Here is a 16934-nt window from a genome sequence, read left to right on the forward strand (position 1 = left end):
CAACCTCATGCAACTAATCGGCCGGAATTAGGCTAATTTGGTCAATTTTTTCCAGTTCGCGCTGCAGCTCGCTGAAACGAGGCCTATCCGTTGGGTTGTCGAGCCGGCATTGGCGCTGCAGCGTGTGAAGTCGTTGAACTTGGAGATGGCCATCAGCAACGCCACAGCGCTCCAGCAATTCTTCGAGCAAGCAGCCGAATGCTCGCACTTCGAGTCGTTCGAGAGACTGACCCTGAGCGCTTTGCGGTGCATAGAAGGAGGCCGCGCCGAAGTCGCTTAACAAGGTCTCCCCGCTTGGGTCGACCAACAGGTTATGGCCGTAGAGATCACCGTGAAGAATGCCACGCCGATGAAGATGGCTGACCACCGAGGTCACGCTAGTGGCGATGCGTAGCATCTGGCCGACTGAAAAACGTCGCTCCGCTTCGTAGCAGTCGCGCGTGCAGCTAGCGAGTGATGGCGGCCCGGCCAGTGGCTGGTAGGACGACGCGATGAGCTCCATCAGCAAACCCGGCAGCGTATCGGCACTTTCGGCCAGCGGCCCGGCGATACCGATCAGACCGGGATGCTCGCCGGCAGCGATGCACGCGGCCATCTCGCTGTGCGGCAGCCCATCGCTGGTCACACTGCCTTTGAATAACTTGACCGCCATTGGCCGCGGTGCCTGGTTGCCGTACTGCCAATGGGCTTGATGAATGACGCCGGAAGCGCCCTGACCGAGCACGCTACCCAGAGTGATTTCGTCACGACCGACCGGCGGCAGCGGGTGCCGCGCCAACGTCTCTGCTTCGATCGCGTCGCTGAATGGATTGCCGGCAAAAGCAAGCCAGGTCAGCCGAGGCATGCTCAGCAGCCAGTCGGGCAGTGCAGGCAGGCGGTTCGCTGCAATGCGCAGCAGTTCTAGATTGATACAGCGGGAAAGACCTTCGGGCAGTGCTTGCAGTCGATTGCCGGCGAGCATCAGCTTTTGCAGCCGCGTGCAGCGACCTATCTCATCGGGCAGGGATTCGAGCTGATTGTTGGTGAGAATCAGCCAGCGGAGCTTGGGTGGCAGCGCCTCGGCGGGCAGACGCCGGATACGGTTGGCCTTGAAACCGACCATCTCCAGATTCAGGCATTTGCCGAGCGTCGCCGGAACCTCCGTGAATGCATTGTCCGAGCAAAATAGAATGCGCAGTTTGTGTAGCCGCCATAGATCAGGCGGTAGGCTGCTGAGTCGGTTGCCCGAAAGGTTGAGTACTTCCAGACTATCGGCCAGGTCGAAAATCTCGCTGGGAAAGATTTCAAGCTGTTCCGACAGATTCAATCGCGTGGAGCCCTTCAGCTCGCCGCTTTTCAGTTGTGCCAGTGTGTGCATGCGGTTTCCGTGCGAGCTGACTGTCGCGGCGAAAGGGAGGTGTTGCTGCCAAGGCGGCCAGCGGGTCAGTGCGCTACGACAGTGAAGAATTCCCGGCGTTCCGTCAGCCTTTTGATGCAGGCTTTTCCGTTGATTCTGGCCGCTTACGGATGACTCGCTCAGCGCGGGCGCGCAGTTGCCCGCAGCCGCCATCGATGTCCTGGCCGGCAGAGTTACGTACCTTGGTCAAAACGCCGTTCTGGTGCAGGTAACGCATGATCTGATGGATGCGATCAGCAGTGGGGCGTTGGAATTCATCATCGTCGAGGCTGTTATAGGGAATCACATTCATGATCGCGAACTTCCCCTTGAGCAGCCGGATGATGCCGTCCATTTCCTCCTGGCTGTCATTGATGCCCTTGAGCAACGTCCACTGGTACTGAATCGGATAGTCGACCAGGCGCGCATAGGCCTCACCCAGTTCGACTAGCTCGGCAGGGTCGAACACCGGTGCTCGGGGCAGCAACTCGCGGCGCAGCGCCGCATCGGTACTGTGCAGCGATAGCGCCAACGCGGGACGTATCTCCTGCTGGGGCAAACGCTCGAAGACACGTGGATCGCCTACGGTGGAAAACACCAGATTCTTGTGCCCGATACCGCCGTCGGTGCCCAGCAGGTCGATGGCCTCGAGCACGTTATCGAGGTTATGGGCCGGCTCGCCCATGCCCATGAACACGACCTTCTTTACCGGGCGGAAGCGCCGCGCGAGGGCCACCTGGGCGACGATCTCGGCACTGCCTAGCTGGCGCAGCAGGCCGCTTTTGCCCGTCATGCAGAACACGCAGCCGACCGCACAACCGACCTGGCTGGAGACGCATAGACCATCGCGAGGCAGGAGAACACTTTCCACCATCTGACCGTCAGTTAGTTCCACCAGCAAACGCGCGGAACCGTCATTAGCTGGATGCTCGGAGCGTAGCCGGGCCAGGCGTTCAATGGTTTCGCTGACGGCGGGGAGGCCGTTGCGTACCGATAGCGGCAGAAAGTCTTCGGTTTTCTGATGCCGGGTACCGATGTCCAGCGCCTGGCCTTTGAGCCAGGCACGCGTGACCCGACCGATGTGGACGGGCTTGGCACCAATTTCGGCGAGCTGTTGATGAATATCGTGGATGCGCATAGGGCGCGCATTCTAGCCAAAGGGCGCGAGCGGGTCTGTAGTGGGGTAAGCAGCTCCGCGTCTCGATGATCATTCGTTGAAGCGACGACCACCCAATGCAAGGCTGGCCAGCAGCACAGCAAGAAGGCCAAAGGCGAGGGTCAGTGAACCAAAGTGTGCGATGAGCCCAATCAAGGCCGGACCGGCAAGCACCCCGGCGAAGCCGATAGTGGTCGCGGCAGTGATGGCCTGGTGCACCGGCATGCTGCGCTGTCGGCTCAGAGAGGAAATCAGTACTGGCGAGACATTGGCGCAGCCCAGCCCACAAAGGCCATAACCGATGAGTGCGAGCGCCCAGTGCTCGGTCACGAGGCTTAGGCCGACGCCGATCGCTGCCAACAGCCCCCCGAAACCAATCACGCGCGCTGTCCCCAGCGCGTTCACGATAGGCCCACCGGCGAAACGGCCGATCGTGACCATCAATGCGAAGCTCGCGTAGCCCAGACCGCCCCTGGCCGTTTCCAGTGCCTTTTGTTCGGTGAGGTAGAGGGCGCTCCAGTCCAATATCGCGCCCTCGGCCAAGTAGACGACGAAGCACAGGGCGCCCACCAGCAGCACCATGCCGGTGGGGCGAATGAAGGCGACTCCGCCGGCCGGCGCTTTGTCCCGTAGATATCCGGGTGTCACGACAAGGTTCGCCACTGCGATGACCGCAATCATCAGCAGAGTGCCGGTTAGCGGTGCGAGACCCAGCGTCAGCGCGACGGTGAGGGCCAGCGCACCGCAGATCGAGCCCAGGCTGAACATGCCGTGAAAGTTCGACATATGTCGCTTACCGGTGTCGCGCTCGATCATCACGCCTTGAATGTTCAGCACCACATCGATGACGCCGAGACTGCCGCCGAAAAAGAACAGCGAAAGTGCCAGCAACCAGATCGATTCGGTCATGGCCATGCCGCCCAGCGCGACGAGCAATAATGCCACGCTGGACAGCACGACCGGGCGAATCCCGTATCGGGTCACCAGCAACCCGGACAGCGGCATCCAGGTCAGCGAGCCGATACCGATGCACAGCAGTAGCGTGCCGAACAGCGCATCGCTCATTTCGATGCGCTCACGTACATAAGGTACCAGCGGCGCCCAGATGGACAGGCCGAACCCCGCCATGAAAAAGCCGACGCGTGTGGCGCGACGAGCAGTGGGCGATGTGGCATCGACGGAAAAGCTTGCCGCAGACATGCGCGGTTATCCTTGATCAGCAGGAAATGAATGATAGGCGCTGGGCACCAGAGCCGATTGTGCCGGCGCCGTTGTGTCAAAGAACAGGGAAATGCCGTCGCAGAGGTCTAAGCGGGCCGCACTGGGCTCACCCAGTCGTGAAAGCGGCCGTGGTAATCTGCGCCTTTGCCAGCAACACGGTCCGGAGCGGTACATGAAGTTCATTCACCAGCGCGAACACCTCAACGAAGACGACTTTGTAATCATTGAATGTTCGCAGCCCTGCAATATCCGCTTGATGAACGACAAGAACTTCCGCAGTTTCAGAAATGGTGGTCGGCATACCTATCACGGTGGTGCCTTCGACAAGTTTCCGGCGAGGATCAAGGTACCCAACACGGGATTCTGGAATATCACCATCGACACGGTAACGCGCAGAGCCATTAGCGTTACCCGCAAACCAGCACTCACACATTCGATCAAAATCGTCCGCAACTCGCCCTCGCAGCTGAAATAACCATTCCTGATGCGCGCACCTGGCTACGCGCTCGGTTTTCAGTCAGCCGAGTGCCACTCGTCGCCGCGCTCGCGCATGCGGTGTTATCGCTTGCCTTCCGTGCTTCGCCTATTTAGCTTTAGGTAAAGATTCTTTTCCTGGAGTTATTTATGCGCAAGCCCGAGGCTGGCGACCACGTCGACGGCGTATTGGCCCAATGGCACAACGTGCGCCCTGAAAGCGACGCATCGCCGATGGCGATATTCACGCGCGTATTTCGGCTTTCCAAGTACCTCAACCGCAGCATTGCCGCCGTGTTCCGTACGCACGGCCTGCATGACGGCGAGTTCGATTTGCTCGCGACGCTGTACCGTGCCGGTCAGCCACAGGGGCTGACGCCAAACGCGCTTCGCCACGCGGCAGTGCTCAGCTCTGGTGCGATGACCAATAGGCTCGATCGACTTGAAGCCGCCGGGCTGATTCAGCGTGTCGCCAATCCGGCAGACCGTCGCAGCCTGTTGATACGCCTCAGCGACGAAGGGCAGGCCGTGCTGCTCGGCTGTCTCGATGAATACCTGGCTACGCTGCATCGCATGCAGGCGCCACTCGATGAGGAACAGAAGCGGGCCCTGGCGAATGGACTGCGCGCGCTGCTACTGACGCTGGAGGAGCAGGGCGATGACTAAAACAACCCGTGGCGTTACCCGCGCGCATCTGGGCATGGTGCTCTGGGCATTGTTCGTTGGCCTGTCCTTTCCTGCGGTGGGGCTGATGAGCGAAGGGCTACCGCCGCTGCTATTGACCGCCATCCGCTTCAGCATTGCTGCGTTGGCACTGCTCCCGTTGTTGTGGCGACAGGACGAGCGCTGGCCGAGCCTTCCGGGGCTGCTGCTGTATGCGTTGATGGGCCTGAGTCTGGCTGGCTTCTTCGGCACGATGTTCTGGGCAGCGCACCGTGTCAGCGCGTTGTCGATGGCCACGCTGTTCGTCAGTGTGCCGCTGTTGGCCTACTGCATTGGTCGTGGTTTGGGTGTCGAGCAAGCAGCGGGGCGGTTGCTGGCGATTCTTGCATTGGGTGCGTTCGGCGCACTAGGGCTAGCTATCGCTGAAAATAACGGGGATCTCTCCGAGCTAAAATTCGGCTTTGGCGAACTGGCATTCTTTTTCGGCTGCATCGCCTCGGCGTTGTATCCGGTGTTGAGCAAGTGGGGTTTACATCGTGGCGTACTGGCCCGGCAGGCAGGGTTGCGGACCTTCTGGAGTCTCTTCATGGGCGCGATTCTGATCGGCATGCTGGGGCTGATCTGGGAGCAACCGGTCGCGTTGATGCGGATGGACCTGAGGGACACGGCGCTGGTCATCTATCTAGGCGTGTTCTCGAGCGGCATGACCTTCTTTCTGCAGCAGCGGGCCACGGCGGTGCTGACACCAGGCGCGGTCACTGCTTATAGCTATCTGGTCCCGTTCGTGTCGATGGTGCTGCTGTTTGTCGCCCAACCACAACGAATCGGCTGGCATTGGCTACCGGGTAGCCTGATGGTGGTCCTGGCTATCGCGCTATTGCTGCGGCGTGGCGAAAGCCATGAATAACCTGCATCAACCCTCGCTCAGATCGAGAAAATAGCTGTAGAACTCGTCATCCCTGGCATATCCCAACGACTCGTAGAGACGCTGGGCGCCGGCATTGGCCTTGGCTGTTTCAAGCGATACGCCTGTCGCGCCAGTTGCTATTGCATGCTCGCGGGCGCGGTTCATTAGCATCCGTCCGACGCCCCGGCCTCGGGCGCTTTCGGCCACGTAGAGATCATTCAATATCCACGAGCGGCGCGCGGAAATGGACGAGAAGACGGGGTAAAGCTGAGTGAAGCCTATATAGCTTTCTGCTGTGTCCCTCGCATAGAAGATCACTGACTCGTCATTACGGATGCGTTCGGCGATAAAGTTGCGGGCCAACTCGAGATTGGAGGGTTGGCCGTAGAACATCCGATAGGCATCGAATAGCCGGGAAACGCCCCTACATCGGCATGTTCAGCTCGCAGGATCTCAGGTTGCATGGTTTGCCTTCGCTCTATGATGGAATACGCAACGTTAGCTGAGACGGATCGCAACGCCAGCCTTGTGCCGGCTCACACCGCGAACAGTTCGTAAAGCGTCCTACCCAGCTCGGCGAACGCCGCGTTTCGGTCGTCGAACGAGGCGACCGTCTCGGTCATATAAATGCTGACGATCAAGGGGTGCTGTTGCGGCGGCCAGATGACGGCCACGTCGTTCATGGTGCCGTGATCGCCTCCACCGGTTTTGTCGCCGATCCTCCAACTGGCTGGCATGCCGGCCCGCAACTTGGCACCGCCAGTCTTGTTGGCTACCAGCCAATCACTCAGCTGCTGTTGTGATGAAGCGGAGAGAGCATCGCCGAACAACATGACATCGACGCATTGCGCCATAGCGGCTGGCGTCGTGGTATCTCTCGGATCGCCGGGTGTCGCTTCGTTGAGCTCGGTTTCCCAGCGATCGAGCCGGGTCACCGTGTCGCCGAGCGACCAGGCAAACTCGGTGACCCCGCCTGGCCCGCCGATTTGCTCGAGGATGAGGTTGCCCGCCGTGTTGTCGCTGTGCGTCAGCGCAGCCTCGCAAAGCTGAGCGAGAGTCATACCATCACCACCGGCCTGGCTTTCCGTAATCGGCGAGTAGTCGACGACATCGGCAATCTCGAAACGGACGATCCGATCGAGCTGCTCTCGACCTGCATCCACTTGAGCCAGCAGGCCACCTGAGGCAAGCAGCTTGAAGGTACTGCACATGGGGAAGCGCTCATCTGCCCGGTACGCCCAGTGCATATCAGCATGCGAGCTTCTTACTACCGCGCCGATGCGTGCACCGAGTCTGGCTTCCAGCTCCATTACCTTACGGATGAAGACGTTTTCCGAGGCATCGTTCGTGCCGCCATCCGAAAGAATGGACGCGCAAACGCTACCGGCGGCGAGGCTGGCTGCAGCTGAGATAAGACGCCGTCTCGTTAGGCTCAATGAAGAATCACTTGGAAGTCAGGTCGCGAAAAGATGGTAGACAGTTGCGCTCCAAGTACCTGAGCAAGCGAAGTTGCATAGAGCCCGCAGGCCGGCTTGTAGAGACCTTGGTAATCGACCGGGTGCGCGCGACGTTTGCTTTAGGCAGGATTTCCCGACGCGCATGAACCGTCTGTTCCGGTGTCATTCGTCTTCGCTGCACGCGCTGATCGCGCCCAGGCATTTGAGGCGATGTTGAGGCGGTTCGCCGAGCACCCAGCTGTCGTCTTCGACATCGTGTTGCGCTTCCATCACGGCGTTGTAGCTGAACGACCACCGGCGCCGTTCACGCCCGTCCAGCGACTCGATCCGCAGCACTATTTCTTCGCTGGAGAAAGACTCGTCGGCGCTTGCTGCTGCTTCGGCGCGATCCAGCAGTTCGTCGTTGAGACTGAATTCGAATGCGTGCAGCCCGTCGATTTCGAGCATGTCGGCAGTTTCGAGCTGGTCAAGGAGATAGAGGGGCGAGGCGGGCATGGGTGGTGTCCACGTAATCGGCAGAATGAATAGGTAGGAGCGGCTCGCTAACTGCACAGCAGGAAGCCAATATGTGCCTTAACGAGCGAGAGCCACGCGTTACTCCCGCTCCTACAGGCCGACATTGCTTCGTTAGTCGTCGTATCCCAGGTTAGGCATCAACCAGCGCTCAGTCACGGCCAGCTCCTGACCTTTGCGTTTGCTGTAGCTTTCGGTCTGATCCTTGTCGATCTTGCCAACCGCGAAGTATTGCGCCTGCGGATGTGCGAAATACCAGCCGCTGACGGCCGCCGTTGGGAACATCGCGAAATGTTCGGTCAGCGTGACCTGGCTGATGCCATCGGCATCGAGTAACTGGAACAGGGCGCTCTTTTCGGTATGGTCGGGGCAAGCGGGGTAGCCGGGGGCAGGGCGGATGCCTTTGTACTGTTCCTTGATCAGCTCTTCATTGCTCAGCTGCTCTTCCGGCGCATAGCCCCACCAGGACTTGCGCACCTGCTCATGCAGCCATTCGGCGCAGGCTTCAGCCAGGCGATCGGCGAGCGCCTTCACCATGATTGAATTGTAGTCATCGCCGGCTTCCTGATAGGCCTTGGCGACCTCTTCGGCCCCGATACCGGCAGTGGTAATGAAGCCGCCAATGTAGTCGGTCACGCCACTGTTCTTCGGCGCCACAAAATCGGCCAGGGAGAAGTTCGGCTTGCCGTCGGTCTTCACCGTCTGCTGGCGCAGATGGTGCAGGGTTGCCAAGGTTTCTCCGCTGTCGTTGAAGACTTCAATGTCGTCTTCGTCGACCTGATTGGCGGGCCAGAACCCGAACACGGCACGGGCCTTGATCAACTTTTCGTCGATCAGCTTGTTGAGGATCGCCTGAGCATCGCCAAACAGAGCGGTTGCGGCTTCACCGACGACTTCGTCCTCGAGAATGCGTGGATATTTGCCGGCCAGATCCCAGGCAATGAAGAACGGCGTCCAGTCGATGTAATCGACCAGGGTGCGCAGATCGATATCCTCAAGCACCTTCCTACCCGTGAAGGTCGGTTTGACCGGCGAATAATCGCTCCAGTCGAACTCGGGTTTGGCGGCGATGGCTTTGGCGTAGGTGAGGCGTTCGGTGCGGGCGCTGCGGTTGGCGGTGCGCTCGCGAATCATCGCGTATTCTTCGCGAGTTTTCGTGGCGAAGGCCGGCTTCAATTCCTTCGACAACAGCGTCGTGGCGACACCCACCGCGCGCGAGGCGTCGGTGACGTAGACCACGGCATCGTTCTTGTAGTGTGGATCGATCTTTACAGCGGTGTGGGCCTTGGACGTCGTAGCACCGCCAATCATCAGGGGCAGGCTGAAGTTTTGGCGCTGCATTTCCCTGGCCACATGCACCATTTCATCCAGCGACGGGGTGATCAGACCGGACAGGCCGATGATGTCGCACTTCTCGGCGATGGCGGTCTGCAGAATTTTCTCCGCCGGGACCATCACACCCATGTCCACCACGTCGTAGCCGTTGCAACCGAGCACCACGCCGACGATGTTCTTGCCAATGTCATGTACGTCGCCCTTGACCGTAGCCATGAGGATCTTGCCCTTGGCCTCGGGCTTGTCGCCTTTTTCAGCTTCGATGAATGGGATCAGGTGCGCGACCGCCTGCTTCATCACGCGGGCCGATTTGACCACCTGCGGCAGAAACATCTTGCCCGAGCCGAACAGGTCGCCGACCACGTTCATGCCACTCATCAACGGGCCTTCGATAACTTCGATCGGGCGTGCGCACTGCTGGCGGCACTCTTCGGTGTCCTGGACGATGTGCGTGGTGATGCCCTTGACCAAGGCATGTTCCAATCGTTTCTCGACGGTATAGCTACGCCACTCCTCGGTTTCCGCTTCCTTGACGCTGCCATCGCCTTTGAACTCATCGGCAATGGCCAGTAGCGCCTCGGTGCCATTGGGCGTGCGATTGAGCACCACATCCTCGACGGCATCACGAAGCACCTTCGGAATTTCGTCATAGATCTCCAGCTGTCCGGCGTTGACGATGCCCATCGTCAGGCCGTTCTGGATGGCGTAATAGAGGAAGACCGAGTGGATCGCCTCGCGCACCGGGTTGTTGCCGCGGAACGAGAACGACACGTTCGACACGCCGCCGGAAGTCAATGCGTAGGGAAGGTTGTCGCGGATGTAGGCGCAGGCTTCGATGAAGTCCACGGCGTAGTTGTTGTGTTCTTCGATGCCGGTGGCGATGGCGAAGATGTTCGGGTCGAAAATGATGTCTTCCGGCGGGAAGCCCACCTCGTTGACCAGAATGTCGTAGCTGCGCTGGCAAATCTCGCGCTTGCGTGCGGCGGTGTCGGCCTGGCCAGCTTCATCGAAGGCCATTACCACCACGGCGGCGCCGTAGCGCTTGCACAGGCGGGCGTGATGCTTGAAGGCCTCGACGCCTTCCTTCATGGAAATCGAGTTGACGATGCCTTTGCCCTGAATGCATTTCAGACCCGCCTCGATTACCTCCCATTTGGAGGAGTCGATCATGATCGGTACGCGGGAGATGTCCGGTTCGCCGGCGATCAGATTGAGGAAGGTCACCATGGCCTTCTTCGAATCCAGCATGCCCTCGTCCATGTTGATGTCGATCACCTGGGCGCCGGCTTCTACCTGTTGCAGGGCGACTTCCAGCGCCTCGGTGTAGTTTTCCTCGCGAATCAAGCGGGCAAATTTCGCCGAACCGGTGATGTTGGTCCGCTCGCCAACGTTGACGAATAGCGAGCTGCGATCAATGGTGAAGGGCTCGAGGCCGGAGAGTCGGCAGGCTTTAGGGATGTCCGGGAGGGCTCGCGGCGCATACTGAGCGACGGCCTTGGCGATCGCCTCGATGTGCGCGGGGGTAGTGCCGCAGCAACCGCCAACGATATTGAGGAAGCCGCTGGCGGCAAACTCCTCGACAACCCTGGCCATTTCCTCGGGGCTTTCATCGTATTCACCGAAGGCGTTCGGCAAACCGGCGTTGGGGTGCGCCGAAACATGGGTCTCGGCCTTGTTCGACAGCTCTTCCAGATACGGCCGTAGCTCCTTGGCGCCCAGTGCGCAGTTCAGCCCGACGGAGATCGGTTTTGCGTGCCGTACGGAGTTCCAGAAGGCCTCGGTGGTTTGCCCGGACAGCGTGCGACCGGAGGCATCGGTGATGGTGCCGGAAATCATGATCGGCAACTCGAAGCCGAGCTCTTCGAACACGCCTTGTACGGCGAAGATCGCGGCTTTCGCGTTGAGCGTGTCGAAGATGGTTTCGATCAGGATCAGATCCGAACCGCCCTCGATCAGACCGCGGGTGGCTTCGGTGTAATTCTCCACCAGTTCATCGAAGGTGACGTTGCGGTAGCCGGGATTGTTCACGTCCGGTGAGAGCGAGCAAGTGCGGCTGGTTGGGCCGAGCACGCCGGCGACAAAACGGGGTTTGTCCGGTGTTTCCGCCGTCTTCGCATCGGCTGCCTGGCGGGCGAGGCGGGCGCCTTCGACGTTCAACTCGTAAACCAGCTCTTCCATGCCGTAGTCAGCTTGGGACACGCGGGTGGCGTTGAAGGTATTGGTTTCGACGATATCCGCGCCGGCGTCGAAGTACGCCTTCTCGATTGCGCTAATGGCGTCCGGGCGAGTGAGGATCAACAGGTCGTTATTGCCTTTGAGATCCTGCGGCCAATCGGCGAAACGCTCACCGCGGTAATCGGACTCCTCCAGTTTGTAGCTCTGGATCATGGTGCCCATGCCGCCGTCGAGAATCAGGATGCGCTCCTTGAGCGCCTGCTGGAGTGCCTGGAGACGGGCGTTGCGGTCAAACATGGGAACTACCTGGGAGCTGATTACGGGACCGGGAATGATAACAAAGCTGCACGCTATTTGATCGCTCGTGGATTTGAATGAGTTTTGCTCATGTTGAACTGCGGAGCGTAAGGGATGAATTGGCTATTTCCTACTAAAACACTAGGACTTTATCCTGCGCATCGGTTGGCGTACACTGCCAGGCATGTATGAGAGGAGTTCCCATGAGCGCCATTACCATTACCGAAGCTGCACACGATTACCTGGCCGAGCTGCTCGAAAAGCAGAACACCACCGGAATTGGCATCCGGGTCTTCATCACTCAGCCCGGTACGCCATACGCCGAAACCTGCATCGCCTATTGCAAGCCTGGGGAAGAAAAGCCGGATGACGTTGCGATTGCGCTAAAGCGTTTCACGGCGTGGATCGATGGTGTCAGCGAGCCCTTTCTGGAAGACGCTTTGGTGGATTACGCCACTGATCGCATGGGCGGCCAGCTGACTATCAAGGCCCCCAACGCCAAAGTCCCCATGGTCAACGAAGACAGCCCGTTGAACGAGCGCATCAACTACTACCTGCAAACCGAAATCAACCCGGGGCTTGCTAGCCACGGTGGCCAGGTCACCTTGATCGACGTGGTCGACGAAGGAGTGGCCGTGCTGCAGTTCGGTGGCGGCTGCCAAGGATGTGGACAGGCTGACGTTACGCTCAAGGAAGGTATCGAAAAAACGCTGCTGGAGCGGATTCCCGAGCTCAAAGGGGTGCGCGACGTAACTGACCATACCAATCGTGATAACGCCTACTATTAAGGCTTAACCGCCTAAACGATGGGTGTTTCCGCCAGCCATGTGGCTAAATGCCATTATCGTTGTATGTCACCGCCACGGCGCTCGTTTGCTGGGATAAGCTGTTCAGGTTCTGGAGGCTGACCACGTGAGCGAGCGCTGCATGTCTGCCGTTTCCCTATTGATTTGTGATGATTCGAGCCTGGCGCGCAAGCAGCTGCTGCGTGCGCTACCGGCTGCCTGGCCACTGGATATTCACCAGGCGTCGAGTGGCCGCGAGGCGCTCGAACGTATTCGTGAAGGCGGCATCGATGCGCTACTGCTCGATCTGACGATGCCGGACATGGACGGCTATCAGGTGCTTGGCGCGCTTCGCCACGAATGCCTCGAATGCAAAGTCATCGTCATCTCGGCGGACGTTCAGGACGAGGCCGTGCGACGCGTGCTGGAGTTGGGCGCGCTTGCATTCATCCGCAAACCCGCCGATCCGGTACATCTGCAACAGACGCTGGCAAGCTTAGTGTTGTTAGGCGATGAAATGCCTTCGCTTGGTCAAAGGAATACCGGACATATCCCGTTTCGCGACGCGTTTCGCGAAGTAGTGAACGTCGCGATGGGACGTGCAGCAGCGCTCCTGGCGCGAGTTCTCGGCGTTTTCGTTCAGTTGCCTATTCCCAATGTGAACATTTTCGAAGTCGGCGAACTGCATATGGCGCTTGCCGACGCGGCTCAAGGGGACAAGCTCACGGCCGTCTGCCAGGGATATATTGGCGGCGGTATTGCCGGCGAGGCGTTGCTGATTTTTCATGACTCGGAAATGGCCGACATGGCGGTCTTGATGGGCGCGGAGGATTACCGCGAACTTGAGATGCTGCTCGATCTGTCGAGTCTGTTGATCAGCGCGTGCCTGAGCGGTATCGCCGATCAGATCGATGTCGTATTTTCCCAGGGGCATCCGCAAGTGCTGGGCCAGCACGCATCGATCGATGAGCTCATCCGCGTGAACCGCCAACGCTGGAAAAATACCCTTGCGGTGGAAATCAGCTACAGCATTGAAGCTCACGATGTACATTTCGACCTGCTGTTGCTGTTCACCGAAGATTCGGTTGAGCTGCTGTCCCGTAAACTCGCGTACCTGATGGACTAAGCATGTCCGACTCGAACAATCTGAGCGAACTTCACGGGCTGCTGGCAATCGTTCAGAGCATTGACGTTGGTGTTGTGGTGATGGATCGCCAATACCGCATCGATGTGTGGAATACGTTCATGGAGAACCGATCCGGGCGGTTACCTGAAGAAGCGCGAAAGAAATCATTCTTCGAGCTGTTTCCGGAAGTCGACGAGCAGTGGTTCCGGCGTAAGGTAGAGAACGTCGCAACGCTCGGCACGCCTTCGTTCACTGTCTGGGAACAGCGCCCCTATCTGTTGCGATTCAAGAATTACCAGCCGATCACCGGACTGGAAGATTTCATGTACCAGAACACCACACTGCTGCCTTTGAAGGGGCTCGGTGGCGGCATCGAGCAGATTTGCTTAATCATCTATGACGTGACCGATGTCGCAACCAACCGCCGCCAGCTGCAAGCGGCGAACCGGGAGCTGCAACGGTTATCGAGCACCGACCGCCTGACAGGTCTGTTCAACCGGGGCCATTGGGAAGAGATGCTGCGTCAGGAATATGCACGGCATCGCCGCTACGACCGCAACGCGGCGCTGGTGATGTTCGACATCGATCATTTCAAGAAAATCAACGACACCTATGGTCACCAGACTGGCGATGCCGTCATTCAGCAGACGGCTGACGTCATTCGTAACAACATGCGGGACGCTGATATCGCAGGGCGCTACGGCGGTGAGGAGTTCGTGGTTTTGCTGCCCGATACCGATAGTGATGGCGCAGTATCAGTCGCCGAAAGGCTGCGTCAATCCATCGAGGCGCATGAAGTTGTCTACGAAGGTAATAGCATTCGCTTTACCGTCAGCCTTGGCGTCGCCGATCTCAGCCAGCCCACAACTGGCTATGCGCAATTGATCGAGCGGGCCGACAGTGCGCTGTATATCTCCAAATCGGCGGGGCGCAACCGGGTAACGCTTTACCAGTAAGTGCGTCACACCGGATTGCGGTCAGTAAGGAAATTCAGAAGCGTGACCTCTGCGCTGCTCAACCATTTACGTTTTCGCGCCTTGGGCAGCCGCGCAAGTTCACCTGCAACAAAAGCATCGAGCACGTCGGGGTGTATGTAGCACTGGCGACATACCGCTGGTGTGTTCCCCAGCTGTCGGGAGACATCCTTGACCGTTTCGACCAGATTGCGGCGCGCAACCGCTTCCGGTTGCCAATCACATTTGCGCAGATACTCAAGGGCCAGCGCGCTGCCAGCCCAGGTGCGATAGTCCTTGGCCGTGAAGTCGCCACCGGTCATATCCTGCAGGAATTGGTTCACGTCGCTTGAAGTGACCGGATGGCGCTGACCGTCCTCGTCCAGATACTGGAAGAGATGTTGACCGGACAGCTCCATGCAGCGGCGCATGATGCGCGCCAGTCTCTGATTCTTCAGCGTGACCTGATGCTCTACGCCGCTCTTGCCGCGAAATTGAAAGCGAATCGCCGCGCCCCGTACATCCACATGGCGCGTGCGTAACGTCGTCAGACCGTAGGAGCGGTTGTCCCGCGCGTATCGTGAGTTGCCGACACGGATCAATGTCGATTCGAGCAGTTGCACGACAAGCGCCATGACCTTTTCCCGTGGCATGCCGCGCAAGGACAGTTGCTGCTCCAGGCGAGCACGCAGCCTGGGCAGGGCCGCGCCGAACGCCAAGATGCGTTCGTACTTGTTGCTGTCGCGAATTTCCCGCCAGCGAGCGTGATAGCGATATTGTTTGCGACCGCGTGCGTCGCGCCCGGTGGCCTGCATATGGCCTTGCGGATCTGGACATATCCAGACGTCGGTATAGGCCGGAGGAATAGCCAGCTTGTTGATCCGCGAAATCTCTGCCGCATCACGAATGCGCTCGCCGCTTGGCAAAAAGTACGCAAATTTTCCTCTCAACACGCGGCGACTGATGCCGGGACTGCGGTCGTCGACGTAATGAAGATCGGTAGGAAGCGGGGGGCACAGGGGAGTGCCCGTATCGTGTTGCTCGTCCGCTGGCACCGGGCGCACGCCTTCCGCCGAGCCTAGAGGAGTCTCACTGCTCTGATCGATCAGCATTCGAAACTCCTCTTTCAAACATCATTCGGCCCTGGACGGCGTGGCCGGCAAGCCTGATCAGGGACCGCAACATACCCGGCGAGAGCCGGCGCCTAGTGCGATCAGCTTTCCTTTTCCTGGCTGTTACGCATCAACAGCCGTATCGCGGCTACCAACTCGTCGATCGCTTCGCGATAAATTGCCGGATCCGCGCTTGTCTCAGCATGGTCAGCGTGCTTTCGTGCGGTTTCGAGATGTTCATTTATTGAGGAATAGTCGCCTAGCATAGGAATTGCTCCTGAATCGCGAATGAAAAGCGCAACCGCGCTGAGGAGTCTTCGCGCGGACCGTCTTTATAAGTGACCGATGTCGGCGGAGTGGGTTCGCGCCGCATGTCAGCGCAAGCGCGGATTGCTAAGCGCAATGCACCAGTGCTGGTTCTGGCAACGAGGACAGGTCGCCTGCTGCTGTTCGCCGATCACTTGCGGGTATCCGCAGCGCGTGCAGGCATATAGACCGCTGGAGGGCGCCTGCTGATATGCAGGCCGGTACTCTGTGGGTAGAACCGGTAACCCGGGACGTATCGAGTCGTCGTCGTTGAAAAAAAGGCTCACGTCGCCGTCGGTTTCAAGAATGCCCAGGCGAACCTGCCCCAGGTGCTCGACGCCTTGCTGGCGCAACTCCATGAAGAATTCATCGGACGAAATGTTCAATCCTTCCAGGCTGTTCAGCTCATACAGCCCGTCCTTGATGATCGTTACCGGCTTGCCTTCCATCCAGTTTGAGAATCGCTCGCTGTGGCCCGACGCCCAAACCGTGAGCCGGTAAAGCCCAAGTAAAGTAACGAACACCGCGGCAACGGGCAGTAGGGGTACATCCTCATAAAACGACACATCACCGGCGGCGGAACCGAGGGTCAGGATCACTACCAGTTCGAACAGCGACAGCTGCCTGATACCGCGACGCCCACTGATCTTCAAAAACAGAAAAACCGCACAGAAGGCAAAAAACGCCCGTAGCGCCACCTCAGCGATAAACATCGGAGGAAAGCTATCCAGCAGCATGCGCTGCCAATCGAAAGGAGTCATTCAGAGTCTCTGCGGGAGAAGGTGGTTATCCGGCGATACCCGGTTGCTCAGGCATGGACCATGGGCTCAGCGATATCCCGTCCTTGCTGAGCTGCAGACGCGCATGTTCCAGCAGCCCGGCAAGGTGCAGCGGCGTCGTGTGTTGGGAGCGCGCAATATGCGCGATGGAAAGAACTACATCGCCCGCTGCGTTGGTTACTCGCAGCGAAAAGCTGACGTCCTCATTATCCGCCACGGTGGTGACATGGCAGGGTAGAAAAGCCATCTCGCTGATCCGAATGGCTTCGTCGAGTGTGAGCTGTTGACTCATGGTTCCGC

16 protein-coding genes and 1 pseudogene are annotated in these 16934 nt (G+C 59.0%); 6 read left to right on the forward strand and 11 right to left on the reverse strand.

Annotation, left to right across the window (positions count from 1 at the left end):
• Window positions 1-13: 13 nt before the first annotated feature.
• The 3 genes from GYM54_RS02255 to GYM54_RS02265 form a co-directional block, all read right to left on the reverse strand.
• Complete coding sequence (locus GYM54_RS02255) at window positions 14-1357, reverse strand: leucine-rich repeat-containing protein kinase family protein (RefSeq protein ID WP_181103718.1); 1344 nt, start codon at window positions 1355-1357, stop codon at window positions 14-16.
• A gap of 103 nt (window positions 1358-1460) precedes the next feature.
• Window positions 1461-2513, reverse strand: a complete 1053-nt coding sequence (locus tag GYM54_RS02260) for an RNA methyltransferase (protein WP_181103716.1) — start codon at window positions 2511-2513, stop codon at window positions 1461-1463.
• A 69-nt stretch (window positions 2514-2582) separates the two neighbouring features.
• Entirely contained in the window at window positions 2583-3731 is a 1149-nt protein-coding gene (locus GYM54_RS02265; RefSeq protein ID WP_181103714.1) for an MFS transporter, read from the reverse strand.
• A gap of 193 nt (window positions 3732-3924) precedes the next feature.
• Here GYM54_RS02265 and GYM54_RS02270 point away from each other — a divergent pair, with 193 nt between their 5' ends.
• The 3 genes from GYM54_RS02270 (at window position 3925) to GYM54_RS02280 (ending at window position 5796) form a co-directional block, all read left to right on the forward strand.
• Window positions 3925-4227: a DUF1883 domain-containing protein gene (locus GYM54_RS02270; RefSeq protein WP_131648671.1), complete on the forward strand. Its 303-nt coding sequence runs from the start codon at window positions 3925-3927 to the stop codon at window positions 4225-4227.
• Window positions 4228-4376: 149 nt separating this feature from the next.
• A complete protein-coding gene (locus tag GYM54_RS02275) occupies window positions 4377-4892 on the forward strand; it encodes a MarR family winged helix-turn-helix transcriptional regulator (RefSeq protein WP_181103712.1) in 516 nt (171 codons plus the stop codon).
• Window positions 4885-5796, forward strand: coding sequence for a DMT family transporter (locus GYM54_RS02280; RefSeq protein WP_181103710.1), 912 nt, complete (start codon window positions 4885-4887; stop codon window positions 5794-5796). Before GYM54_RS02275 ends, GYM54_RS02280 begins: the two co-directional genes overlap by 8 nt.
• A gap of 6 nt (window positions 5797-5802) precedes the next feature.
• Here GYM54_RS02280 and GYM54_RS02285 read toward each other — a convergent pair.
• The 4 genes and pseudogenes from GYM54_RS02285 to metH all read right to left on the reverse strand — a co-directional run.
• Window positions 5803-6216 (reverse strand): annotated as a pseudogene (locus tag GYM54_RS02285) (GNAT family N-acetyltransferase); the annotation flags it as partial.
• Window positions 6217-6332: 116 nt separating this feature from the next.
• Window positions 6333-7106: a class A beta-lactamase gene (gene bla / locus GYM54_RS02290; RefSeq protein ID WP_181103965.1), complete on the reverse strand. Its 774-nt coding sequence runs from the start codon at window positions 7104-7106 to the stop codon at window positions 6333-6335.
• Between the two features lie 309 nt (window positions 7107-7415).
• Window positions 7416-7748: a DUF5629 family protein gene (locus GYM54_RS02295; RefSeq protein WP_131648675.1), complete on the reverse strand. Its 333-nt coding sequence runs from the start codon at window positions 7746-7748 to the stop codon at window positions 7416-7418.
• A 132-nt stretch (window positions 7749-7880) separates the two neighbouring features.
• Window positions 7881-11573: a methionine synthase gene (gene metH / locus GYM54_RS02300; RefSeq protein WP_181103705.1), complete on the reverse strand. Its 3693-nt coding sequence runs from the start codon at window positions 11571-11573 to the stop codon at window positions 7881-7883.
• Between the two features lie 203 nt (window positions 11574-11776).
• On the opposite strand from metH, the gene nfuA reads away from it, so the two are divergent.
• The 3 genes from nfuA to GYM54_RS02315 all read left to right on the forward strand — a co-directional run bounded on the left by nfuA (window position 11777) and on the right by GYM54_RS02315 (window position 14440).
• Window positions 11777-12361 (forward strand): Fe-S biogenesis protein NfuA, encoded by a 585-nt coding sequence (gene nfuA / locus GYM54_RS02305; protein ID WP_131648677.1) that lies wholly within the window; start codon window positions 11777-11779, stop codon window positions 12359-12361.
• A 139-nt stretch (window positions 12362-12500) separates the two neighbouring features.
• Entirely contained in the window at window positions 12501-13484 is a 984-nt protein-coding gene (locus tag GYM54_RS02310) for a response regulator (RefSeq protein WP_181103698.1), read from the forward strand.
• 2 nt (window positions 13485-13486) lie between these two features.
• Window positions 13487-14440, forward strand: a complete 954-nt coding sequence (locus GYM54_RS02315; protein WP_181103697.1) for a GGDEF domain-containing protein — start codon at window positions 13487-13489, stop codon at window positions 14438-14440.
• A gap of 5 nt (window positions 14441-14445) precedes the next feature.
• On the opposite strand, the gene GYM54_RS02320 is transcribed toward GYM54_RS02315, so the two are convergent.
• The 4 genes from GYM54_RS02320 to GYM54_RS02335 form a co-directional block, all read right to left on the reverse strand.
• Window positions 14446-15549 carry a DNA topoisomerase IB gene (locus tag GYM54_RS02320; protein WP_181103688.1) on the reverse strand — a complete coding sequence of 368 codons (1104 nt, stop codon included), beginning with the start codon at window positions 15547-15549 and terminating at the stop codon, window positions 14446-14448.
• 101 nt (window positions 15550-15650) lie between these two features.
• On the reverse strand, window positions 15651-15815 hold the full coding sequence (locus GYM54_RS02325) for a hypothetical protein (RefSeq protein WP_165914197.1): 165 nt from the start codon (window positions 15813-15815) through the stop codon (window positions 15651-15653).
• A gap of 108 nt (window positions 15816-15923) precedes the next feature.
• Window positions 15924-16616 carry a DUF421 domain-containing protein gene (locus tag GYM54_RS02330; RefSeq protein WP_131648681.1) on the reverse strand — a complete coding sequence of 231 codons (693 nt, stop codon included), beginning with the start codon at window positions 16614-16616 and terminating at the stop codon, window positions 15924-15926.
• A gap of 25 nt (window positions 16617-16641) precedes the next feature.
• On the reverse strand, window positions 16642-16926 hold the full coding sequence (locus tag GYM54_RS02335; RefSeq protein WP_197444745.1) for a hypothetical protein: 285 nt from the start codon (window positions 16924-16926) through the stop codon (window positions 16642-16644).
• Window positions 16927-16934: the final 8 nt, after the last annotated feature.

The organism is Pseudomonas sp. MTM4 (genome assembly GCF_019355055.1).
In the GTDB taxonomy this organism is placed as follows: Bacteria; Pseudomonadota; Gammaproteobacteria; order Pseudomonadales; family Pseudomonadaceae; genus Stutzerimonas.